The following is a 21,096-nucleotide window of genomic DNA, read 5'->3' as shown; positions in this document are numbered from 1 at the left end:
GCCGCGACCAGCCGTCCACCCGAGACGGGACAGGCCGCGCCGGGAACGAACCAGGCTTCAATGGCAGTTTCCACCCGCAGAGGGATCATCACCGACACCCTGCACGCAATCAGCTCAGACCGGTTGCTCCATGGGGAGGGGAGCTTGAAGCGGAATCGTCCTCTCGATATCTGAGCCTGTCCCGCGGAACCCCGCAGGCAGCGGCGCCGACTCCGGTGCGGCTGCCCGACATTCGATGGCTTTCTTCACCGCAGCGTCGCGAGCCTCGTCCCCCAGGTATAGCGCCGCGGCAAGGACATGAACGGCTAGCACGGGCGGGACGGCATTGCCGATCTGTTGAGAAGGGTCGCTGCCCTGCCACGGAAAATCCTCGGGAAAGCTCTGCAATTGACCGGCCTCGGCATCAGTGAAACGCCCCTTGGGATCAGGGTGGCCCGGAGGCCCCACCTTGTTCCTGCGGATCTTGCCCGTGACCGTGAACGCTGGCTCGTCATGCCGTCGCCTACCGCGTTTGGCGGGGTCGCCGCCAGTCCCGTAGTTGGACTTGACCTCAAACGGTGCCGCACGACGGAGCACATCGCCCATCGTCACGCAGGGCCGCTTCGTCTCGTCTTCCGGGTTGATCTTCTTGCGGAACGCGCGATGCGTCTTCTCCGGCAGCATCGCCGGTCCGGTGCCCCTGAGACGAGCGACCAAGACCGCACGTTTGCGGGTTTGCGGCACCCCGTATTCCTCGGCGTGCAGCACATCGGCGACCGCCGTGTAGCCATTGCGCCTGAGGATGCTGCCGAAGGCCTCCCATACCGGCAACACGGTGGGTACCTGTTCCAGCACGATCGCTTCATACGGTCGCCCGTCCTTCAGCGCGGCCAGAGCCCACCTCAACGGTTCCAGGACCAAGCCCGTACGGCCCTCGTCGCCGGGCGCTGCAGCCAGCTTGGCAAGCTTCCTTTCGACGTTCTTCCCCTTGGCCATGAGGTCGGCCAACCCGAGCACATCGTCTAGTGCTCGGCGTCCGGCGCCCCCGGAGCGGCCGCCCGCGACCGTGTACGTCTGACAGGGCGGTCCGCCAGCCAGGATTCTCGCGTCCGGGAAGTCTGCCGGGCCGAAGCTCTTTACGTCACCGGGCTTTGTGATCAATCCTGCCGCATCGCGCGTCGCGCAGGCCAGGGCATCCAGTTCGATGCCCGTTACTGGGACACCCAGCCACCCGGCAGCCACGTCCAGCCCACCAGGACCAGCGAAGAGATCCACAATCTGGTGGTCGGGCACGTAGTCTCCAGGCAGTAAATGGTCTGCGGAGGCGGTCCGAGGATGTCGCGAACGGGGCCGCCTCGATCTCCCCCACAGGATCGCCTTCGTCGATCCGACACAATAACCCCTGTTCACGGTGGCCGGCCACCGTGGCAGGCTATTGCCATGCCGAGTCGACACCGATACCCGGGGGTCGTGTTCCGTCCGCCTCCTCAGCTTCACGAACGCGCAAAGCAAGCAGTCGCCGAGGTTGGCTCGGACATGAACGCGCACGTCATCGAGTTCCTGCACTGGCTTGTAGGCGATACGGAGAAGCTCCCTGCCCGCCCATTGCCGCCAGACAAGCCGGGCAAGGGGTGATCACAGTCGCGGGCTTCACCCAAGGCGGTCGGTCGAACTGCGCCCGGGGCGTCAGCACCCCCATCGCCTTCCTTGCCGTTCAGATCACGCCCGCCAACCTCGTCGCGACGCGTCGCCTTGCCACAGGCCCCGCGAATGCGGAAGGGCTTCAGGCGCAGGTCACTGTGGAGGGCCGATGCACTCCCTCTTACAGACCTCGATTCCCGCCGGTTGGTCACGACTCGTGCGGGCCAGTCTGGCATGCGGAAGCGGCAAGTGAGCCTGAGCCGTCAGGAATGGGCAGTAGCCGGCCTCTGCGAACGGTGCGCTCACCTTGAGGTTTCTTGAGTTCTCGGTTCAGCCAGGCGTACACCTCCTGCACTCGTCGCGCAGCGATCTTCGGATCCTCGTGCTCCCACACCCGGATCACCTCCCACCCAGCCTCGCGGAGCCACTGGTCCGTCTGGCGGTCACGCCGGCGATTGGTCTCGACCTTATCGGTCCAATATGAGGCATTGGTCGCAGCCGGGGTGTGATGCTCCGGGCAGCCGTGCCAGTAGCAGCCGTCCATGAAGACGGCCAACCGAACCCGGGTGAAAACCAGGTCTGCGGTTCGCCGGACCTTCGGCAGTGGCCTTGCCGACACTATGTAGCGGAGCCCCAAGGCGTGAACGGCACTCCGGAGAGCCAACTCAGGCTTCGTATCCCGCCCTTTGTTCGACTGCATACTCGCCCGCGTGGCAGGCGAGGATGCCCAAGACGGCTTGCCACCGGTGCGAGGCATATTGCTCTTGCTCATTTTTTCGGAGGTGTGATGGGACGGATGACGACGTGAGTTCGGTCGGACCGGTCACGACGATGCCAGTACCCGAGGATACTCGTCCGACATCCACGAGGGGACCGTCTCGTGACACCCGGATGCGAACAGATGACACGAGACCTAAGCCCCCCGGCGTTCAGTTACCGACTCTCTCCGGCCTCTCAACCTGTGCCTCGAAATGCGCCTGGGACCGGTCCAAGATCTCATCCACGTCGCAGCCGTGCGCGCGAAGCCAGTGCAGGAAATCAGCGATGAGCGGGATCACCGACGCCTCGACCGTGACCCTACCCAGCCTTCCCAGGCCTGGCCAAAGGGGCGACTTCTCCCCCATGTAGAAGTCCAGCAACGCCTCCGCCCGCCGCACACCGGGTCCCTGCACATGACCGTTCGGTGACGTGAGCCCCGTTTCCAGCTCACACCAGGTGACTTTCCGGTCAAGACGGAGCTGCACACCCCAGCGGGTGGCGATCGCTTCGACGAGGGCCATGCCACGGCCGCCCTCCGAGTCGGCGTTCGCCTCGAGGAGAGTCGGCAGAGCCCGGGTGTCGGGATCGTGGACCTCGATACGCAGGTGGACTCCGCTCATCGACACCGCGAGTGTGGCCGGTGTGCCGGGACCGACGTGCGTGATGACGTTGGACACCAACTCGCTCACGCAGAGCTGGGCTTCGTCGGTGACTGAATGCAGGCCCCAGATGCCCAGATGTAGCCGCATGACCCGTCGCAGGCCGGCCACCTCCGTCGGCTCGGCGGTGAAGGCAAGGTCCCACGGTTTGCGCGTCATGCACGCTTCCTGTCCCACGAAAACCCCTCTCGTCGCAGGCGACATCCCCGATAGGACACGCAGTGTCACGGGGGATCACGATGAGTTGTGCTGCCATCAGAGTGCTGGCTTCGCATCCCCTCATGCAATGTGCACAGCGGGATTCCCACTTCCGAGTGATTGGCAAGCACGCCCCTTGGCGCGAGACTGAACGCCCGCTATCCGAAACGGGGTTCATATGGCCGGATCACCCACGGCACGCCGGCGTCGCCTCTCCATCGAGTTGAAGAAGCTCCGCGAGCAGAGCACTCTTACCTGCACCCAGGTCGGCCAGGCTCTGGACTGGAGCGGCTCCAAGGTCAACCGCATGGAGACGGGCAGCGGCCGGGTCCAGCCTTCGGACATCGACGCCCTCTGTCGCTTCTACGGCACGAGCGAGGAGCTCCGCGAGTTCCTCAAGTCGCTCGCCCGTCAAGCCAAGTTGCGAGGTTGGTGGCAGGTCCACGGCTCAGGCGTGCCGGAGTGGTTCAACATCTACATCGGCCTGGAGCAGGACGCGTCCACCTTCCGCCAGTACCAGTGCGAGCTGGTGCCTGGCCTCATGCAGACCCAGGCCTACGCCTCCGAGCTCCACAAGACCGGTGCGCACATGTCCGACGAGGACATCGACAGGGCGGTGCAGGTGCGCATGGAGCGTCAAGCCATGCTGAAGCTGCCCGATGCCCCCGAAGCCTGGTTCATCGTGAATGAAGGAAGTCTGCGGAACATCATCGGAAATCGAGAGCTGATGCGGGAGCAGATCGAACGGGTGCTGGAAGCAGCCCGGTTGCCGACTGTGACCCTCCAGGTCCTCCCCTTCGATTCCGGCACCTATCCGGCCACGGGCTCCTTCACCATGCTGGGCTTTCCCGCCCCGGAAGACCCTGACATCGTCTACCGGGACGGCATCACCGATGCCGTGTACTTGGAGGGCGAGCATCATGTTCGCGAGTACACACGAGCGTTCGACGGCCTCCGCGCGGCGGCCCTCAGCCCTCAGCGTTCGACCCAGTTGATCGAAACCATCGCGAAGGAATACGCGAGTTGAGCATCGCAGCGCCCAGCGGGACGAGCCGTCCGGTGTGGTTCACGTCGTCGTACAGCAACGGTGCGGGAGGGGAGTGCGTCGAGTGCGCAGTGAGAAAAGGCGGCATTCTGGTCCGTGATTCAAAGAGCACCACAGGGCTTGAGATCTCCTTTGGAAGCCGGGCTTGGCTCGACTTCATACGTACTGTGAAGCCTGGCCTCGGCTGACCAGCCGCACAGTCGTGTGTACCGGCAGCTTCTCGACAACCTCCTCGACGCACCGACGCCGACACTGGAGGGCTGACCGATAGCCGCCCGGGCAGTGTCCCTCCAGCAGCGATGGAAGGACACTTCATGCGTGGGCTCGCAGATCATCTGACCATCGGCGAGCGCATCGCCTTCCACAGGCGGCGCCGCGGGTACACCCAACAGGTCCTATCCGGTCTCGTGGGCCGCAGCACCGACTGGTTGGCCAAGGCGGAGTCGGGCCGGCGGAAGCCTCCCCGTATCGACATGCTCGCCGAGCTGGCCCGTGTACTGCGAGTGCCGCTCGGCGATCTGCTGGGAAAGCCTGTGCTGATGGAGGACGAGCGGCAACAGGACGACGTACCCGCCGTCCGGGACGCGCTGATGAGCCCGCGCCGCCTGTCCAGGTTGCTCTTCGGTCCCGACGCCGAGAGTCAGCTGCCGTCACCTGGCCCGGTGACTCCGCGCGTGGAGGAGGCATGGGACGACTACCAAGCCGGTCGGCTCGGCAAGGTCATCGCCGCCCTCCCTGGACTTCTTCAGACGGCCCATGGGCTTGAGGACCGAGCTGTTCGCTCCACCACCGAGCGAAGCGCCGCCTGGGCCGTCTCTGCGCGTGCTCATCACCTCGCGGCGACGACGCTCGCCAAAGTGGGCGAGTCCGATCTTTCCTGGCTCGCGGCCGAGAGGGCCATGAGGGCTGCCGACGAGTCGGAGAATCCGCTGGTCCTGGCTTCCGCCGCACGATCGGGCACTCATGCGCTGCTGGCCAACGGCCGGTACGACGACGCCTTGGAACTGGCGATGACGGCGTCGGTCTGGCTTGCCGGCCGCATCGAGGACAGCGACCCGGCCGCGCTGAGTCTGCTGGGCATGATCCACCTTCGTGCGGCCATCGCTGCGGCCCGGCACCAGGACCGTTCGACGGCCATGAGCCTGTTGAGGCGCGCCGAAGAGCTCGCCGACCGGCTCGGCTCCGACGCGAACCACTGGCACACCGGCTTCGGCCCGACGAACGTGATGCTGCACCGGCTGTCGGCCGAACTGGATCTCGACAACGTCTCCTACGTGGTGGCGCACGGTGACATCGACGTGGATCACGTGGCGGCAGAAAGGAGCGTCTCGCACCGGATCGACTACGCCAGGGCGCTCTCATTGACCGGCCGTGTGGACGACGCGTTCCTGCACCTGCGCATGGCCGAGTCCACGTCACCGCAGCTCGTGCGGAACAATCCTCGTGTCCGTGACACGCTGCGCGACCTGATCAAGCAGGCTCCGGTCACAGGCGGCGCTCCCTCGTCGGAGTTGTTCGTGATGGCTCAACGGTGCAGGGCGGTGCAGTGAGCGTGGTCGAAGGCCGGGTCCTGGGAGTGGTGGGCACCGGCGCCGGCGGGGTCGAGACCTTGCGCGATGGGCTCGTCGTGCCTGCCCTGGCACAGGGCTGGCGCGTGGCGGTGACCCTCACTCCGACGGCAGGTCGTTGGCTGCGCATGAGCGGTGAACTCGACCTCTTGGAGGAACTGACCGGTCTGCCCGTGCGGCACGATGCACGGCTGCCCGGCGACGCGAGCCCACACCCGAAGGTGGACTGCTATGTGGTCGCCCCCGCGAGCGCCAACGCGGTGGCCAAGCTGGCGACCGGCATCGCCGACAACCAAGCGCTGACGCAGGTGGGAGAAGCGATCGGCACCCTGGGGCTGCCCGTCGTGGTGTTTCCCAGGGTCAACGCCGCCCATGTACGCCACCCGGCCTGGAAGCGGCACATCGCGACGCTGCGGGAAGCAGACGTGCACCTGGTGTACGGGCCGGATGTCTGGCCCCTGCACGAGCCGCGGGAAGCGCCGGCCGGGCGGGAACTCCCCTGGGCCGCGGTGCTCGACACCGTCACACACGCCATCGGCTGACCCGCCGGGCGGCTTCCGAGCCGGCACGACGTCGGACCCGGACAGTTTGTCAGGGCTCTGGGGCTGCCGGACGGTGAAGCTGTCTCCTACCGGAGCGCCGGCGTGAGCCGTGAGTGCTCGCCCCGGCGAAGCACAGTTTCGCCGGGGCGGTCTCTGACGCTCCGCCAGAGCAGCACATCACCCATCAGCGGCTGTATCACTCAGTTCAGCCGCGTACTTCGCATGTCGTCGGTCTCGACTCCGAGAGGCCTTGGACAGGAAGGGGCACGAAGTGGCAGAAGACGCGACACCCACACAGGCCAGGAACAGCCTTCTGGTGGCTGTGGAAGAACTGACAGCCGTCCACGACCGTTACGACAGCCTCCGATCCGACAACGCCGGCAGCTCCGGCGACGCGCCCTGGCCGGGGGGTGACGGCAACCTCCACGACGGCGAGTAGCGGCAGAGGGCGGGGGCCCGCTCGGTCCGCCGTGTCGGCCCCCGTCGTTCTTGCGCGATGCAGGTCAACACACCAGGAGTCTGAGGAGAACGCGGTGAAGCACGGGTTGATCGATGCCATGGAGACAGCACTCGGCTGGAGCGGGGCGGAGTATCTCGGCAGAGGCTTCGTACGGGGAAGCACCGGCGCCCCAAGTCTGATGTCGCGCATCCTGACACCGGACCGCCTGCTCGACCTCGCGATGCGCAGGAGTCTGAATCGCCCCCAGTTCCGGGTCTTCCGCGAAGGCGAGGAGGTACACCCAGCCGTCTACTTCACCGACAGCGTGAGCCCCCGGGGCCAGAGCATCCCCATGGTCAACATGCACAGCCTGGGCACGCTCCTCCGGGGCGGAGCGACCGTCATCCTCGACCAGGCCAACGTCTTCGATCCGACGATGGAGGTCGCGTGTCGTGCGCTGCAATGGTGGTCGCATGAGCGGGTGCAGGTCAACGTCTATCTGACCACGAACGAGGCATCAGGCTTTCCGCTCCACTGGGACGACCACGACGTGGTGATCGTCCAGCTCGCAGGAGAAAAGGAATGGGAGGTGCGCGGGGCTTCTCGGGTGGTGCCCATGTACCGCGACACCGACTCCAACGGCACGCCGAGCGAAGAGATCATCTGGACCGGTGTCATGAAGACCGGCGACGTGATGCACATTCCGCGAGGGCACTGGCACCGGGCGACGCGCAACGGTCACGGGTCCGGCCACAGCCTTCACGTCACGTTCGGCATCACCAAACGCACTGGGGCGAGCTGGCTTTCCTGGCTGGGCGACTGGTGCCGCGAGAACGAGGTGTTCCGGCACGACCTCGACCGCCGGCACGGAGCCGACAGCCAAGGGCTGGCCGATGCCGCGGCGCGACTGATCGCGGAGCGTCCCCCGGCCGAGTTCCTGACCTCCTACGAGCAGGCGATGCCGCTTCCGAGGCACGTGCCGTTCCTGGACGTCTTCGGACGGCTCGAAGCCGTCGTGTGCACCACTCACTTCCCACCTCGGATCCAGGACGACGGGCAGACGGTCGAAGTGTCGGCCTCGGGCAAGAGGCTCACCTTCACAGCCAAGGCTCTGCCCTCTCTGCGGCTGCTCCTGAGTGGTCAGCCGGTCTGCCTGGACCGGGCCGTGCCGGCCGTCGGCGTCGAGGTGCTGGAGGTCGCCGAAGCACTGGTGGAGGAGGAGTTGTGCGCGCCGCTGACCCCCGAATTGTCCTCGGGCTACACCGGTCTCGTCACGAACGCCGGCTCCTGACCTGCGCACTGGACCTGGGCGTCACCAGGCTCGACACCAGCTCCAACTATCTCGGCTTCCGCTCACACGAAACCTTGGCGAGGACAGCTTCGGATCTGCTGCCGAGGTTCAAGGTCTCCACGAAAGTCGGCTACTTCCGGACGCCGTACGGGGTGGAACACTCGCTCGACGCACCTCGGCTGCGTACCGCCCTGGAACGCGTGGCAAAGGATCTCGGGCAGGAGCCGGACCTGGTGTTCCTGCACAACCCGGAGCGCTCGCTGCAAGGTCCCGTCTGCCATGGGAGGGAGATCTTGGCCCACGCGTCCGCAGCCCTGGATGAAGCCACGTCGAGGGGGCTGTGCGGTGCCTGGGGTGTGGCTTCCTGGGATCCGACATTGCTGTCGAGCCTGGTCGACCCAGGTATGCCGAAGCCCTCGGTGCTCATGGTGCGTGCCGGTCTGCTGGTCGGAACCCGCGCCCTCACGGCCGTGGACGTCCTTGCTGCGGCATGGGGCCTGGACGACACCGTGCTGTGGGGCATGAGCCCCTTCGGAGGCAGCACGGACGCCCCCGTATGGGAACGGGTGGACCCTCAGGTCTTCCTCCGGGACGGTGACAAAGCCTCTCGCGTGCAGGCGGCCTTTCGGGCCGCCTATCACCTCCCACAGGTACAGGCGGTTTGCGTCGGCACCGATGAACCCGCCCACCTGGGCGAGCTGGTCGACGCTCTGGCCTGGGACGTCGACGAGCTCGCGATCCACGAGTACCGGGATCTTCTTCGAAGCAGGGCGGGCGGTCAGCCTTCCTGAAGCTCCGAGACCACCTGCTCCGCCCTACGGCGGGCCGGCTCCAGGCGCGGGTCCTCCGGATGTGCGCCCGGGCCGAGGATCTTCGAGCAGGTGAAGAGGGTCATCAGCTTGCCGTCCCGGCTCTCGAAGTCGTGGCGCCGTTCGTGCAGTACGCGGTCGGCCAGGACCGGGATGGCGAGGGAGCTTCCCCATAGGGTCGCGGAGTCCAGTCCCCGTGGGGCGTTCCCCCAGTCCTCCCAGTCGAAGAGGCAGAAGGTCGGGGCGGTCATGTTGGCCCAGTTCAAATCGGCGTGGGCCGGGACCCACTGCTCGACGGTGGTGCCGAAATCTCCGGGGAATGCCGTGTGGATGGCCTCGGTGACCAGGGTCTGGGTGACCGTGACGGTGTCCGGCGTGGCCGTGCGGCCCGTGTGTTGCGCGGCGAGCGCGTCCAACGAGTTGTTGAAGGCCTGCCACCACGCGTCCGTCAACTTGGGCTCGTCGCTCAGCACGGCTGTGCCGACGGGGCTTCCGGGCAGGAGGTCGGTTTCGTCCGCCCTCCACATCACGGGTTCGATCGGGTCCCGCCAGACCTCGCAGCTCTGCCAGACGGGCTGGGCGACCCCGTGCAGTCGTGCTGCGCGCTCGGTTCCGTTCCAGCCCTGATCGGCGATCTTCTCCAGCAGGCGTCGCTCGACACGGATCCATGTGTCGCGGTCCGTGCGGGCTCCCACCGAGCGACGCTTGCGTACGACGGTGTTCAGGTCCAGACGCGTCTGGAAGGAGCGTCCGACGCGGTCGAGGAGTTCGTCGATCGGGTGAACGCGGAGATCCACGGAGCGAACAGAGGCCTCCGAAAGCGTCATGCAAGGGACCGTAGCAGCCGGTCGTGGTGAGTGAGTACGGGCCGAGCGGCCTCATGGCTAGGTCTGAGGGACGTCCCTGAGGTACACGATCCCGTCGAGCGTCGGCACATGGGACGGGTCCAGGGGTGCGTAGCCGTAGTACGGGGACACACGGACAGGGGGCTCACGGTCGGCGAGGGTCTTGGTCAGGCGGGCGGTGTCGATCAGGTGAGGCGTGGGTGGGAGGTCGTACAGGAGGCCTTCCAGGGTGGTGGGGGGTGGGGTGGTCACCCCCTGGTGGGGGATCGTGCCCAGGGCTGTCGCCAGGAAGGCGTAGTTCTCGTTCAGGTGGGGGGCGATCAGGGCGCCGGCGCTCCACCAGGTGTGGTGGGCGCCTGCCATGTGCAGGGAGCTCTCGGGGCGTTGGAGGTGTGCGTTGTGGGCGTGGGCCAGGGTGGGGGCCTGGGCGGTCAGGGCCAGGAGGTTGTCGGCCATCATGCGGGCGCGCAGGGCGAGGAGTTGGGACATGCGCCTTTCTGAGGGGGTCGCCATCGCCGCGTGGTAGCGGAGGAGGCCCGTGGCCGTGCGGGCGTGCAGGTGGGCTCGGATCCAGGTCTCCGTCTGTTCCGGGTCGGGGAGCAGCTGTGTGTTCAGCAAGGTCGTGAAGTCGTCTGCCAGCAGGCGAAGTTCCCTCGCCTCGGCGGAGAGCCCCACCGACTCCGCCGGGTTCAGCATCGCCGCCGGGTTCGTCCAGCGGGTGTCCGGGCCCAGGAGGGCGTCCAGTCGGGACGCGGGCGGGAGCAGGTCCTTGGGCACCCTCGGGGCGAGGTAGGTGTGGAGGGCCGTCAGGGCTCGGCGGGGGCTCTCCGCGCCCGTGATCTCCAGGGGGCCGTCGAAGCCGGCGAAGTGGATGTGGTCCGTGGCCGGGCGGGATGCGTTGTGGGTGCGCATCCAGCGGACCAGGTCGCGGTTGGCCGCCGATGCGCCGAAGCCGTGGGTGAAGCCGTGCTCCATGACCTCGTCGAGGGTGCCGGTGCCCCGCGTGATGTGGTCGTCGACCAGTTGGGCCGCGAGGCAGTCGGTCTCCAGGGCGATCGTCCGGTAGCCCTCCTGTTCGATCAGCCGGCGGAAGAGGTCGTTGCGGGCCTCCAGCAGGGCGTCCTCGCCGTGGGTGGGCTCGCCCAGGGCGAGAAGCCTCGGGCGGCGCGCGAGCAGTCTCATCACGGAGGCGGCGTCCAGAGGATGAGCGGTGTCCTTGATTTCCGTGTCGGTCGCCATGCCTTCCACGCTATCGTTGAACTTTCGATTGGGACTTTTTGAGGCTTCATGGCGCAGAACAGCGGGGCGACAGGGGAAAAGTTTCAAACCCGGGTGCGGCTCCGGCCCGTCGATCTGGCGCGGGCGCACGGGTTGTCCACCCAGGCCGTCCGGAACTACGAGGAGGACGGGATCCTTCCCGTCGCCGGGCGGACCGCGCACGGCTATCGGACCTACACCCCGCTGCACGCGGCGGCGTTGGGTGCCTTCCTCGCCCTGGTGCCGGGGCATGGTCATCGGACGGCGGCGGCGATCATGCGGGCCGTGAACGAGGGGGCGGAGGACGAGGCGTTTCGGCTGATCGACGAGAGTCATGCCCAGCTGCTCGACGATCGCCGGACACTGCGGGCGGTGGAGATCGCCCTTCGGGACCTGGACCGGACGGAGTCCACGGGGACGCCGTCGGGCGGTACGACCTTCATCGGGCCGCTGGCCCGGCAGTTGCGGATCCGGCCCGCGACGCTCCGGGCGTGGGAGCGGGCCGGGGTGGTGCGGCCGGGGCGGGATCCGCGGACCGGGTACCGGGTGTACGGCGACGCCGACGTACGGGATGCCCGGCTGGCCCATCAGCTCAGGCGGGGCGGTCATCCGCTGGAGCGGATCGCGCCGTTGATCGCGCAGGTGCGGGCGGCCGGCGGACTGGAGCCGCTGGAGTCCGCCCTGCGGGACTGGCACGGGCGGCTGGCCGATCGGGGGCGGGCGCTGGTCGCCGGGGCCGCCGAGCTGGACGCCTACCTCCGCGCGGGCGGCTCCGGGAGCGGATCAGCCTGACAGCGGCCCTCCCGCGCCCGCGCCCGAAGCCGGCACCGGCACCGGCACCGGCACCGGCACCGGCACCGATCAGCCCGACAGCGACCTTCCCACCGCCTCCACCAACGACGCCGCCCTGGCGTCGGTCGGGTCCTCGACGATGTGGTTCATGACGTAGCCGAAGGCGAGCTCGTGGTCCGGGTCGGCGAAGCCCAGGGAGCCGCCCCGGCCCGGGTGGCCGAAGGCCCGCGGGCCGGTGAGAGGTACGTGGTCGGTGGGGAGCATGTAGCCGGAGGCGAAGCGCATCGGGAGCATCAGGACGCGGTCCTGCCCGGAGGACTGTTCGGTCGTCGCCGAGGCGACCGTCTCCGGGGTGAGCAGGCGTACGCCGTCCACCTCGCCCACCAGGGACGCGTACATGCGGGCCAGGCCGCGGGCGGTGCAGATGCCGTTGGAGGCGGGGATCTCCGCCGCCTGGACCTCCGGGGAGTTGAAGTCGATCTGCGCCGGGTCCGTGATCGCGAACGCCCTGTTGGCCAGGGAGTCCGGGTCGAGCATCGCCGCCACCGCGGCGCGGTACTCCTCCGGGATCGACTCCAGGGGGAGGGTGGTGACGTCGACCGTCGGCTGTCGGTACGCCATCCTGCTCACCCGGTCGCGTTCGCTCTCCGGCAGGCCGATGAAGAAGTCCAGGTCCAGCGGGGCCGCGATCTCCTCGGCGAAGTAGCGGCCCGGGGTGCGGCCCGACACCCTGCGGATCACCTCGCCGACCAGCCAGCCGTACGTGCGGCCGTGGTAGCCGTGGGCGGTGCCGGGGGTCCAGGCGGGGCGCTGGGCCGCCAGAGCGTCGGCCATCGGGTGCCAGGTCAGGGCGTCGGCCAGGGGTACGGGCCGGTCCAGCGCGGCCAGGCCGGCCCGGTGGGACAGGAGCCACCTCACCGGGATGTCGGCCTTGCCGTGCGCCGCGAACTCCGGCCAGTACTCGGCCACCGGCGCGTCCAGGTCCAACTCGCCCCGCTGGGCCAGCAGATGGGCGGCGGTCGCGGTCGCGCCCTTGGTCGCCGAGTAGACCAGCTGAAGGGTGTCGGGGGTCCAGGGGCGGCCGGTGTCCGGGTCGGCGGTCCCGGCCCAGAGGTCCACGACCGGGCGGCCCCGGTGGTAGACGCACACCGCCGCGCCGATGTCGTCGTGCCGTTCGAAGTTCGCGGCGAACGCCTCGCGCACCGGCTCGAAACCGGGCGCGACCTCCCCCTGGATACCCTCGATCGTCGTCGTCATGCGGCCCATCCTGGCAGCGCGGGTCCTGTGCGGTGGCCGGATTTTCGGCCAGGGCGAGGAAGGGCGGCACGCCTCCGGGGGCGCTGTGAGCCACGCCACGGGAACCGGTCCCGCGGCCCGGAGAGGTACCTGTGTGAGGTCTGGAAGGTCTGGAAAGTTCAACGATGACGACGACGGGCGGCTGCGCGCGCGGGTACGGGCCGGGGAACGTGAGGCGTTCGCCGAGCTGTACGAGCGGTACGCCACGCCCGTCTACCACCATGCCCTGCGGCTGACCGGCGACTGGTCGGCGGCCGAGGAGGTCATGTCCGAGACGTTCCTCGCCGCTTGGCGGGGGCGGGCGGACGTGGAGGCCGAAGGGGGGTCGCTGCGGCCCTGGTTGTTCGGGATCGCCACCAACAAGGCGCGCAACGCGGACCGGAGTCTGCGGCGGCGGCTCGCCTTCCTCGCCCGGCGGTCCACGGAGGAGGCGGTCGACGACTTCGCCGAGGTCGTCGCGGGACGGGTGGACGACACCCGGCGCCTCGCCGAGGTACGGCGCGTGCTGGGGCGGCTGCGGCGGCACGAACGCGAGGTCATCGCGCTGTGCGTGTGGGGCGGGCTCGACTACGCCCAGGCCGCCGAGGCGCTCGGGGTGCCCGTGGGGACCGTACGGTCGCGGCTGTCGCGGGCTCGGGCCCGACTGCGGGACATTGTCGACCAAGAGCCGCATAAAACTCGTACGGGATATAGGGAACCGCGCTCCCGTCGCGGAGAGGTAGAGAGCGAGGCCGCGTTCGTGGCCCTGCCCCTTCAGGAGGAAGCCCGATGAACGAGCACGACGAGCGGGAGGAACTGGGCCGGCTGCTGCCGGTCGTTCCTGTCGAGCGGGGGCTGCCTGCTGAGCGTCACTCTCACCACAAGGACGTACTGATGCAGCTCATCGATGGAGATCGCCGCCGTCCGACATCGTCTCGGACCTCGCCGTTGCGGCTCCCCCGGCCCGCCCTCGTCGCGGGGGCCGTCGCCGTCGCGCTGGCCGCCGGGCTGACCGTGGGGATCGGCGCGGTGCGGCACGACGGGGACACGGTCGCACGGCCGAGCGCGAGTGGCGTGCCGAGCGGCGCGCCGAGCGGCGGGCGGCACAGCGCGGTCGTCACGCTCGACCGGATCGCCGCCGTCGCGATGCGCACCGATGCCGGGCCGGTGAAGGACGGTCAGTACGTGTACGTCCGCACCCGGGTCTCCGAGAACGAGGCCGACTGGGAGCAGCCCGTGAAGCCGGGCTCCCTGCACGACCGGGAGGTGTGGTTCTCGCAGGAGCAGGGGCCGTTGGTCGAGTACGGGCTGATTCGCGAGAACGGCGACGACTATCCGATCCGGATCCTGGTGCCCAAGGGCTCGGACGGGGAACGCGCCGGGATCGACCGGCCCACGTACGCCTGGCTGGCGACCCTGCCCACCGATCCCGGCGCGCTGCTGAAGAAGCTGTACGCCGAGACGCCCGTCTCCGACGGGGAGGACCGGGACCAGGCCGTCTTCCAGCGGATCGGCGAACTCGTCGCGGAACAGCTCCTGCCGTCCGCCACCGCCGCCGCGATCTACCAGGCCACCGCCCGGATCCCCGGGGTGACGGAGGTCTCCGACGCGGTGGACGCGGCGGGGCGGCACGGGGTCGCCATCGCCCGCGAGGACAAGGCGATGGGCCTGCGCACCGAATGGATCTTCGACCCGGACACGCTCGGGTATCTCGGCGAACGGTCCGTGCTCAGCCGGGACTCCGCGATGGGCGCGGCGGGGACCGTGTTCGACAGCCGTGCCGTGCTGGAGCGCGCGGTCGTCGACAAGCGGGGGCAGGAGCCGGAGGAGCGGCGGCGGGTCTCGCGGAGTTAGTGCCCCAGAGGTCTTGCGCCTGCAGCGCCAGCCAGCTGGGTTGGGGCCAGTCCGGAGGGGCATCACGTGGGCGGAGTGTGTGTCTCTGGAAAAGACGGTTCCGTCCGCGACGCAGGTATGCATCCGTTCCGACAGTGGCCGTGCCCGAGGCGATCAGCCAACCAGCTGCATGGGCGGTGTCGAAGTGGAGTTGGTCGAGATGGCCAGTGAGACAGCGATGGCAGGTGGTGACGGCGTTGCCGCGGGGAGCTGTTCGGCTGCTGTCTGAGCGGTCATCTCGGTGGAGGCGCGGCGTGGTCGGTGTGTCCGGCGAGGTTCGCGGTGAATTTGTCCGCGGAACAGGTTTTCCCTCGCGGCTGCAGGACGCGCGGGAGGCGTGCGTGACCGTCCACAACACTCGGTTACGCTGGACAAATGCAGCAGGACGTACAGGCGGATGCCGCGGCGGGCGGCTTCGGTCTGGATCAGGTCGAGTTGGTGGCGGAAAGCCGTCAACGAGCAGGATCCAGTCCCTCAGCTGCTGCGGGGCATGGGCTCCGGCCTGGGAGAAGGTGTCGGCGTCGATCTGTTCCGGGGGAACAGATCGCTGAGTCGGTGCACCAATTGCGCTCTGCTTTCGGGCCCCGCCTCGGTAACCGGCTCTCGGTGCGGCAGCCGGACTGGCGCACGAAGTCGTTCGGCCGATGCCGGACCGGTGCGGTGCGGTGTCGAAGACTCAGGCGACGGTCGCCACGCGATTGCGGTTGGGGTTCTCCCCGGGAGCCAGACGTCCGCGCCATCCAGCCGTCCGGTCTTGGCCGCGGGCCGGCGGGTGGCTTCGCGCAAGGCTTCGGGTCGCATCACCCCCTGCCGTCGGCTTGGACAGAGGGCGGCATCTCACGGGTGCATAAGGTGGGAGTCCTGGCCGTACGGGCAGCGATGTCGACGGCAGCGGCGACCACTAGCCTCTTCGAGGCGGCGCTCGCCCAGCACCTTGCCACAGCATTGCTCTATCGCCGCCTAGCCTGTCGAACGAGCCGCGGACTGTCCCCAGGACCGCGAGCCGGGCCAGACCGCACGAATACCGGTCGGCGGGCAGCAACAGGCGGGGATCCGCCAGGTACACGATGGACACGCCCTGGCCACGTCAGGCAATCCCGGTCACCCACACCGACCCAAACCCGCAGTTCAGCCAGAGGCGGCGTCCCGCCTCCAGCCAGGTCCGGGTATGTCCTTCCGGCCCGTGCTCGACCGGCCACCCTACGCTGATGCGGGCCGCCGCTTCCTCCGTCCTCTCCCGCAGGCCGAGATGCTCTGCATAAAGTGCCTCAGCCGTGGCTGTCCTTGCTGCTCTGGCGGCAGTTCCAGCTCGTCGCGCGCCATCTACCTCACCAGGGCATCGGCCAGCGCTTGGACAAAACGCTCGACGGCATCACATGATGCGACACCAGGACGACCTGGGATGGATGTGCCGGAAAGGTGCGGGCCATGGAGGCATCGACTGGCTGGCGTCTCGGTCGACGCCAGCATCCCGCCCAAAAGGGGGCTTCGCAGCCCGGGACTCGGACACTCCCGACGCGGCCCAACCAGGAAGATTTCATCTGGCTTGTGAGGCCCTCACCCGCTCGCTCGCCTTTACCGTCACAGGCGGGAATACCAAGGACTGCACCCAACCACCGCCGTGGTGGAAGCGGTATGGGTGCCTCGCATTGGCCCGCACCGCCCCGCGCATGTCCTGGGCAAGAGGGCTACAGCTCCAAGCCACTCGAATCTGGCCACGACGACGCGGCATGAGCCACACCATCCCTGAGCGGGCCGACCGGGTCCGTAACCGACTTCGACACAGCAGTCGCGGTGGGCGGCCACCGGCCTTCGACAAGCAGCTCTACACGCGCCGCAACTTCACCTGTCGGGAGCAGTGGCGCGACACGCGACTCGCTGCGGCAAGACCGCCAGCCTACCGAGCAGCCATTACCTCACATCACTCCTGATCTGTGTGCTGTTTGACAACAACCCAGGTCATGGGCATGGCAATCATGATAACGTCGAGCGACTGTCCGATTGCTTGCAGATATCGCCCAGGGCCGCACGGTTGAGGTGGCCCCCTTTTCGGCATGCATTGGACATGACCAGCGGTCACAAGCGGCGACGTTCCCGGTCGCCCGGGAAGGAAGACAGATGAAAAGGATGAGGATTGGGCGCCGATCCGGAAGCGCAGCCACAATACTTCTTGCACTTGCACTAGTTGCCGTATCAGCATCACCCGCCAGCGCCGATTCTGATAAAAGCATCGTTTATGGCAGCCGTGGCTACATGTACTTCACCGACAACGGTGATGTTTTCAAAGTCTGCGACACTAAGGCAGACGGGTACGGAATGGATGGCTATCTGAACAGGAGGAACACAATCACTGGAGGGGGTTTCACGGAACTGTGGCGCATTACAGCCAGCGGCAACGGCAATTGCACAAAGAAGGGTGAGGACATAGGTAATCTCTACCAGTATCAAATGTCGCTCTGGTGGAGGGGTAATTATTCTGACGGAGGCACTAACAGCGACTGGTTCAACGAGTGAAATACCTCTCGCTTCAGAGCCGTGACCAGCGGTCGGCGGTTGTAGCCAGCACGTGAAGCCTCACCGTTTACAGCGACGCACCCAATGCTCGGTGCCCCTGTGGCCACACGCAATCGGCCGGGCTGAGTCGGGGTCGTCTGAAGAGAGCTGGCAGGCGGTCAACCACCATCGGGCGGGCGCAGTGGGTCTCGGTGAAGCCTCTGCGCCCGCCCTTGGCGGGACTGCGGTCGAGATGGATGCGACAGGCTGACCGGCAACAGCGGCCGGGCTCGGTTCAGATCCGCGCCACCATCGATACACGTTCGGTGCCCGCGGTGGCAGCCCGCAGGACGGGTGTGACCTCGTCGGCCCCAAGCACGGTCTTTCGGCGGCCTCAACCCATGGCCAGCTTCAAGGCACCCAGGTCCGCCGCCGTCTCTTTACGACGGCCTCTGCTCGTCCTTCCAGGCGGCGATCTGCACACTCCAGCCGATGCGGCGCAGCAGGAGGTCCATCCCGGCCAGGGTGCACCCGGCGCCAACCCGACGTCGCACGGCCTCGGCGATCCTCATTCAACTCCGGCACTGGTCAATCCAGCCCGCGACTGTCAGGCCTGTATCCAATGCCGCCTCCAATACGCGCAGTTGACCGACATAGAGCCTGCAGCAAGCATCGCTGAGACCCTTGGAGACCAAGACTGCCGTCCACCCAAACCCAACGCCCGACGCCAGCGATGCACCAACCTACGCGTCACCCGGAATGTCCCGGGCCACCTCCCGAACACCGGCCCCGACGTCGATCGGATCGGCGGGCTCACCGGAGCGGGTCGCCCCTTTTGAGTGCTCCGGCTGCATCCGCGAGTTGAATCGGGTCGGCATAAGCGGCTCGATCCTGCTCCACATCGCATCAGCGATCGCTGATGGGACATCGCATCCGGTCGACTGACCAGCGCCCCGCTAAGAGATACGTACCAGTCACAAGGGGCGCCACAACACTGCAGGGCAGACCTAAATATCCACTCAGACCTGGGTTGCTCGGTCTATCACTGCCCGCGATCGCGGCACACTACTGGCTGGCACAACCGTGCAAACTCTCCCCTTGAGCTGACGGCGCCCCATTGCCGTCACGACATTCCCGACACAGTCCTCTCTCCCCTGGAGCTATGGCCATGGAAAACGAACAGCCGCGACGAGTAGTCAAGGAGGCCACGCAGGAGGTGCAGTCACCCGATGACTTCGCCGAACGGACGCATCGGCTGCGATACCACCGCAAGATACGCAGCCTCTTGGCAACCGGTGTCGTCGTGGCGGTCATCGCAGTTGGCGTCGCGGTGTCGCTGGCTTTGGACGGCGAGAGTGATGAGCATGGGCGGCGTCCAGGCAAACTCCCCGCCCGGGACGTCGCGGCTCGTCCGGATCAGTCGCCGCCTGACGGACTCATCGCAGCAGGAAGCGTAGCTGTCGCGGGGTACTACACAGAGAAGGTCGTGAAGAAGCCGGACGGGAACGGGACCGTCACGTACGAGTGGAGCCTTCTGAACGGAACCACTGGACAATACGACAAAACCGAATGGGCCTGGCTCGATGTGGCACCGGGAATGAAGACTGCGGCAGTACTGGAGCGCGATTTGCCCGTCAACCGCGTAGGGCTACTGAACCTGGCTACAGGAAAGGTTCAGCGCTGGATCAACGTAGCTGAGGACGTCGGCGGTGTAAAGTTCTCGCCCGACGGCAGACGCCTTGCGGCAACCACGTACAGCCTCAATCCGGATGGCCTGTTCAAGGATGCATCATATCGACTGAACGACACGACGGTGCCGGGGCCCAAAACGAGCCGCACTGGCTTCTACATCATAGATACTGTCTCCGGACAGGCGGACTATACCGAACTCCCACCCAAGAAGAGCGACCGCGGGTTCATCACCAGCGGACGTCAGGACCTCGACTGGGACCGAGATGGCAAGCTGCTATGGGAGCCCTGGGGCAACAAGGTGGGCAAGGTTTTTTACAAGTTGGACGGTAAGGAGATGCCCGTCCCTGGGCGGGACGCGTATCCGGATTCTCCGGGGGCGGTCCTCTCTCCCGACAGGAAACTGATCGCGGGCGAATTTGCTGGCCGGAACGGCCAGATCGTCTCCGAGATATTGGATGCGAGGACCGGTAGACGTGTCGCGCTCGTACCCGGTCAACAACTGCTTGCCTGGGCCGACGAAGACTCGCTGATCGCGTGGAGGTGCAACCCCAAACAGTGCGACCCCGGGGAAGGCGAGTTCCGCAACCAGCTGGTCTTGGTCAGCCTGGACGGTAAGTCAGTAACCCCACTCTCCGACTTCCGGAATAGTGACCTCCACTCCGGCGGCCGCTGGACCCCGATACTCACCAGCCGCTGACCGCTCCAAGTCTGATCTGTTGCTCGTCTGCTGGCGCCTTGAGGGCGGAAGGCCGAGGCTCCGTCCCCTGGTGGAACACGGCGCGGTTAGCCTCGTAGCCAGGAGAAGGACCTTGCGGAGAAGGACCTTGTGGAGGAGGCGGACATGGCGAAAGTTCCCAGCTCGGTGATCGCGGCCGGTGGGCTCGTCGGGGGGTACGGGGTGGCCCGGTGGACGAAGAAGCGGCAGCTCGGCGGGGTGGTGCTGGCCGCCGCGGGCGCCGCCGCCGCGCAGCAGTGGCGCGAGCGGGCGGGCGGGAAGGCCGCGGGGGCGCTGGGCGCCGCGTATGTCGCCGCCTTCGCCGGGTCGCATCCGCTGGCGAAGAAGGTGGGCGCCTGGCCGGCCGTCTTCGGTATGGCGGGGGCGGTCGCGCTCGCCTCGTGGGCGGTGGCAGACCGGCAGGGCTGAGCCCTCCCTTCCCGTCCCTTGAAGCGCCCGTCCTAGGAAGCCTCCTCCGCACCCTCGTCCGGCACCCACCGCAGCACCTCGCCGGGCTGGCAGTCGAGGGTGCGGCAGATGGCGTCCAGGGTGGTGAAGCGGACCGCCTTGGCGCGGCCGTTCTTCAGTACGGCGACATTGGCGGGGGTGATGCCGACCGCCTCGGCGAACTCGCCCACCGACAGGCCGCGCCGGGCCAGCAGCAGATCGAGGTCGACGACGATCGCCATCAGACGACCTCGGCGATCTCGGTCTGCAGGTCGGTCGCCTTGCGCAGCAGCCCGCGCATCACGACGACGAGCATCGCGAACGCCGCCCCCACCCCGACCGCCAGTCCCGCCGCTCCGAGCGCGCCGATGATCTGCATGGCGCCGTCGGGCGACGGGATGTCGGCGAAGGCCAGATGGCCGGTGACCCCGAGCGCCAGCAGGGTGGCGGCGACCGCGGCGCCGATGATGACGTCGACCCAGCGGAAGGCCCGCGCGGTGAAGATCGCGTCGCGTTCGATCATGCCGAGCAGCATCCACATCGCCACGAGCACGACCTGGACGCACCCGATGCCGAGGATCGCCACGGTGGCGTAGGGCAGGGCGAAGGGCTCGTACGGCGGGAACCGGTCGACCTCGTCGGCCGCCGTACCGGGGACGACGACGATCTGACCGAAGAGGCCGCCCAGGAAGGCGGCGACGATACCGGCGCGCAGCGCGGCGACGAAGACTCGATGCATGTATCGATTTTCGATCGA

The 21,096-nt window shown here is 67.6% G+C and carries 21 protein-coding genes and 2 pseudogenes; 14 read left to right on the top strand and 9 right to left on the bottom strand.

Annotated elements, in window-relative coordinates:
- Positions 1-114: 114 nt before the first annotated feature.
- The 3 genes from ABZ490_RS08850 to ABZ490_RS08840 form a co-directional block, all read right to left on the bottom strand.
- Positions 115-1,272 (bottom strand): DNA cytosine methyltransferase, encoded by a 1,158-nt coding sequence (locus ABZ490_RS08850; RefSeq protein ID WP_358986433.1) that lies wholly within the window; start codon positions 1,270-1,272, stop codon positions 115-117.
- 556 nt (positions 1,273-1,828) lie between these two features.
- Positions 1,829-2,377, bottom strand: coding sequence for a very short patch repair endonuclease (locus tag ABZ490_RS08845; RefSeq protein ID WP_358986779.1), 549 nt, complete (start codon positions 2,375-2,377; stop codon positions 1,829-1,831).
- A 172-nt stretch (positions 2,378-2,549) separates the two neighbouring features.
- Positions 2,550-3,197 (bottom strand): ATP-binding protein, encoded by a 648-nt coding sequence (locus tag ABZ490_RS08840; protein ID WP_358986430.1) that lies wholly within the window; start codon positions 3,195-3,197, stop codon positions 2,550-2,552.
- Between the two features lie 217 nt (positions 3,198-3,414).
- Between ABZ490_RS08840 and ABZ490_RS08835 the strand changes: the two genes are divergently transcribed.
- The 7 genes from ABZ490_RS08835 (at position 3,415) to ABZ490_RS08805 (ending at position 8,912) form a co-directional block, all read left to right on the top strand.
- Positions 3,415-4,263, top strand: a complete 849-nt coding sequence (locus tag ABZ490_RS08835; protein ID WP_358986427.1) for a helix-turn-helix transcriptional regulator — start codon at positions 3,415-3,417, stop codon at positions 4,261-4,263.
- A gap of 32 nt (positions 4,264-4,295) precedes the next feature.
- Positions 4,296-4,469, top strand: a complete 174-nt coding sequence (locus ABZ490_RS08830) for a DUF397 domain-containing protein (protein WP_358986776.1) — start codon at positions 4,296-4,298, stop codon at positions 4,467-4,469.
- Between the two features lie 126 nt (positions 4,470-4,595).
- Entirely contained in the window at positions 4,596-5,831 is a 1,236-nt protein-coding gene (locus tag ABZ490_RS08825; protein ID WP_358986424.1) for a helix-turn-helix transcriptional regulator, read from the top strand.
- Positions 5,828-6,391, top strand: a complete 564-nt coding sequence (locus ABZ490_RS08820; RefSeq protein WP_358986421.1) for a flavoprotein — start codon at positions 5,828-5,830, stop codon at positions 6,389-6,391. The genes ABZ490_RS08825 and ABZ490_RS08820 overlap by 4 nt, the downstream gene beginning before the upstream one ends.
- A gap of 316 nt (positions 6,392-6,707) precedes the next feature.
- Positions 6,708-6,830 carry a hypothetical protein gene (locus ABZ490_RS08815; protein WP_340385719.1) on the top strand — a complete coding sequence of 41 codons (123 nt, stop codon included), beginning with the start codon at positions 6,708-6,710 and terminating at the stop codon, positions 6,828-6,830.
- Between the two features lie 94 nt (positions 6,831-6,924).
- Entirely contained in the window at positions 6,925-8,121 is a 1,197-nt protein-coding gene (locus ABZ490_RS08810; protein ID WP_358986419.1) for a cupin domain-containing protein, read from the top strand.
- Positions 8,055-8,912 (top strand): aldo/keto reductase, encoded by an 858-nt coding sequence (locus ABZ490_RS08805; protein WP_358986416.1) that lies wholly within the window; start codon positions 8,055-8,057, stop codon positions 8,910-8,912. Before ABZ490_RS08810 ends, ABZ490_RS08805 begins: the two co-directional genes overlap by 67 nt.
- Here the strand turns inward: ABZ490_RS08805 and ABZ490_RS08800 are convergent.
- Both ABZ490_RS08800 and ABZ490_RS08795 read right to left on the bottom strand, forming a co-directional pair.
- Entirely contained in the window at positions 8,900-9,757 is an 858-nt protein-coding gene (locus ABZ490_RS08800) for a hypothetical protein (RefSeq protein ID WP_358986413.1), read from the bottom strand. The two genes, ABZ490_RS08805 and ABZ490_RS08800, sit on opposite strands and share 13 nt — an antisense overlap.
- Before the next feature lie 57 nt (positions 9,758-9,814).
- Positions 9,815-11,014: an erythromycin esterase family protein gene (locus tag ABZ490_RS08795; RefSeq protein WP_358986410.1), complete on the bottom strand. Its 1,200-nt coding sequence runs from the start codon at positions 11,012-11,014 to the stop codon at positions 9,815-9,817.
- 48 nt (positions 11,015-11,062) lie between these two features.
- On the opposite strand from ABZ490_RS08795, the gene ABZ490_RS08790 reads away from it, so the two are divergent.
- The gene (locus tag ABZ490_RS08790) at positions 11,063-11,824 is read left to right on the top strand and encodes a TioE family transcriptional regulator (RefSeq protein WP_358986408.1); all 762 of its coding nucleotides are present in this window, start codon (positions 11,063-11,065) and stop codon (positions 11,822-11,824) included.
- Positions 11,825-11,893: 69 nt separating this feature from the next.
- Here the strand turns inward: ABZ490_RS08790 and ABZ490_RS08785 are convergent, their stop codons facing one another.
- Positions 11,894-13,081, bottom strand: a complete 1,188-nt coding sequence (locus tag ABZ490_RS08785; RefSeq protein ID WP_358986405.1) for a serine hydrolase domain-containing protein — start codon at positions 13,079-13,081, stop codon at positions 11,894-11,896.
- Between the two features lie 181 nt (positions 13,082-13,262).
- On the opposite strand from ABZ490_RS08785, the gene ABZ490_RS08780 reads away from it, so the two are divergent.
- Entirely contained in the window at positions 13,263-13,892 is a 630-nt protein-coding gene (locus ABZ490_RS08780) for an RNA polymerase sigma factor (RefSeq protein WP_358986773.1), read from the top strand.
- The gene (locus tag ABZ490_RS08775; protein WP_358986402.1) at positions 13,889-14,953 is read left to right on the top strand and encodes a CU044_5270 family protein; all 1,065 of its coding nucleotides are present in this window, start codon (positions 13,889-13,891) and stop codon (positions 14,951-14,953) included. The genes ABZ490_RS08780 and ABZ490_RS08775 overlap by 4 nt, the downstream gene beginning before the upstream one ends.
- 142 nt (positions 14,954-15,095) lie before the next feature.
- Here ABZ490_RS08775 and ABZ490_RS08770 read toward each other — a convergent pair.
- A pseudogene (locus ABZ490_RS08770) lies at positions 15,096-16,315 on the bottom strand (ISKra4 family transposase); the annotation flags it as partial.
- Between the two features lie 395 nt (positions 16,316-16,710).
- Between ABZ490_RS08770 and ABZ490_RS08765 the strand changes: the two are divergent.
- The 4 genes and pseudogenes from ABZ490_RS08765 to ABZ490_RS08750 form a co-directional block, all read left to right on the top strand.
- Positions 16,711-16,833: pseudogene (locus ABZ490_RS08765) on the top strand (IS5/IS1182 family transposase); the annotation flags it as partial.
- Positions 16,834-17,110: 277 nt separating this feature from the next.
- Entirely contained in the window at positions 17,111-17,506 is a 396-nt protein-coding gene (locus tag ABZ490_RS08760) for a hypothetical protein (RefSeq protein ID WP_358986399.1), read from the top strand.
- 1,147 nt (positions 17,507-18,653) lie between these two features.
- A complete protein-coding gene (locus tag ABZ490_RS08755) occupies positions 18,654-19,874 on the top strand; it encodes a hypothetical protein (RefSeq protein ID WP_358986395.1) in 1,221 nt (406 codons plus the stop codon).
- Between the two features lie 144 nt (positions 19,875-20,018).
- Positions 20,019-20,321 (top strand): hypothetical protein, encoded by a 303-nt coding sequence (locus ABZ490_RS08750; protein WP_358986392.1) that lies wholly within the window; start codon positions 20,019-20,021, stop codon positions 20,319-20,321.
- Between the two features lie 32 nt (positions 20,322-20,353).
- On the opposite strand, the gene ABZ490_RS08745 is transcribed toward ABZ490_RS08750, so the two are convergent.
- Positions 20,354-20,581, bottom strand: coding sequence for a helix-turn-helix transcriptional regulator (locus ABZ490_RS08745; protein ID WP_358986389.1), 228 nt, complete (start codon positions 20,579-20,581; stop codon positions 20,354-20,356).
- On the bottom strand, positions 20,581-21,078 hold the full coding sequence (locus ABZ490_RS08740) for a DUF2975 domain-containing protein (RefSeq protein WP_358986386.1): 498 nt from the start codon (positions 21,076-21,078) through the stop codon (positions 20,581-20,583). Before ABZ490_RS08740 ends, ABZ490_RS08745 begins: the two co-directional genes overlap by 1 nt.
- Positions 21,079-21,096: the final 18 nt, after the last annotated feature.

The organism is Streptomyces sp. NPDC005811, assembly GCF_040630405.1.
Lineage (GTDB): Bacteria > Actinomycetota > Actinomycetes > Streptomycetales > Streptomycetaceae > Streptomyces.
The sequence above is the reverse complement of the archived record's forward strand: the minus strand, read 5'-3'. Positions and strand labels throughout refer to the sequence as shown.

What these genes read in the sequence shown, in the direction of transcription:
- ABZ490_RS08775 (WP_358986402.1), top strand. Translation starts at nt 13,889, where the DNA reads ATGAACGAGCACGACGAGCGGGAGGAACTGGGCCGGCTGCTGCCGGTC.
- ABZ490_RS08740 (WP_358986386.1), bottom strand. Translation starts at nt 21,078, where the DNA reads ATGCATCGAGTCTTCGTCGCCGCGCTGCGCGCCGGTATCGTCGCCGCC.
- ABZ490_RS08745 (WP_358986389.1), bottom strand. Translation starts at nt 20,581, where the DNA reads ATGGCGATCGTCGTCGACCTCGATCTGCTGCTGGCCCGGCGCGGCCTG.
- ABZ490_RS08755 (WP_358986395.1), top strand. Translation starts at nt 18,654, where the DNA reads ATGGAAAACGAACAGCCGCGACGAGTAGTCAAGGAGGCCACGCAGGAG.
- ABZ490_RS08800 (WP_358986413.1), bottom strand. Translation starts at nt 9,757, where the DNA reads ATGACGCTTTCGGAGGCCTCTGTTCGCTCCGTGGATCTCCGCGTTCAC.
- ABZ490_RS08835 (WP_358986427.1), top strand. Translation starts at nt 3,415, where the DNA reads ATGGCCGGATCACCCACGGCACGCCGGCGTCGCCTCTCCATCGAGTTG.
- ABZ490_RS08825 (WP_358986424.1), top strand. Translation starts at nt 4,596, where the DNA reads ATGCGTGGGCTCGCAGATCATCTGACCATCGGCGAGCGCATCGCCTTC.
- ABZ490_RS08845 (WP_358986779.1), bottom strand. Translation starts at nt 2,377, where the DNA reads ATGCCTCGCACCGGTGGCAAGCCGTCTTGGGCATCCTCGCCTGCCACG.
- ABZ490_RS08785 (WP_358986405.1), bottom strand. Translation starts at nt 13,081, where the DNA reads ATGACGACGACGATCGAGGGTATCCAGGGGGAGGTCGCGCCCGGTTTC.
- ABZ490_RS08790 (WP_358986408.1), top strand. Translation starts at nt 11,063, where the DNA reads ATGGCGCAGAACAGCGGGGCGACAGGGGAAAAGTTTCAAACCCGGGTG.
- ABZ490_RS08795 (WP_358986410.1), bottom strand. Translation starts at nt 11,014, where the DNA reads ATGGCGACCGACACGGAAATCAAGGACACCGCTCATCCTCTGGACGCC.
- ABZ490_RS08840 (WP_358986430.1), bottom strand. Translation starts at nt 3,197, where the DNA reads ATGACGCGCAAACCGTGGGACCTTGCCTTCACCGCCGAGCCGACGGAG.
- ABZ490_RS08750 (WP_358986392.1), top strand. Translation starts at nt 20,019, where the DNA reads ATGGCGAAAGTTCCCAGCTCGGTGATCGCGGCCGGTGGGCTCGTCGGG.
- ABZ490_RS08760 (WP_358986399.1), top strand. Translation starts at nt 17,111, where the DNA reads ATGAAAAGGATGAGGATTGGGCGCCGATCCGGAAGCGCAGCCACAATA.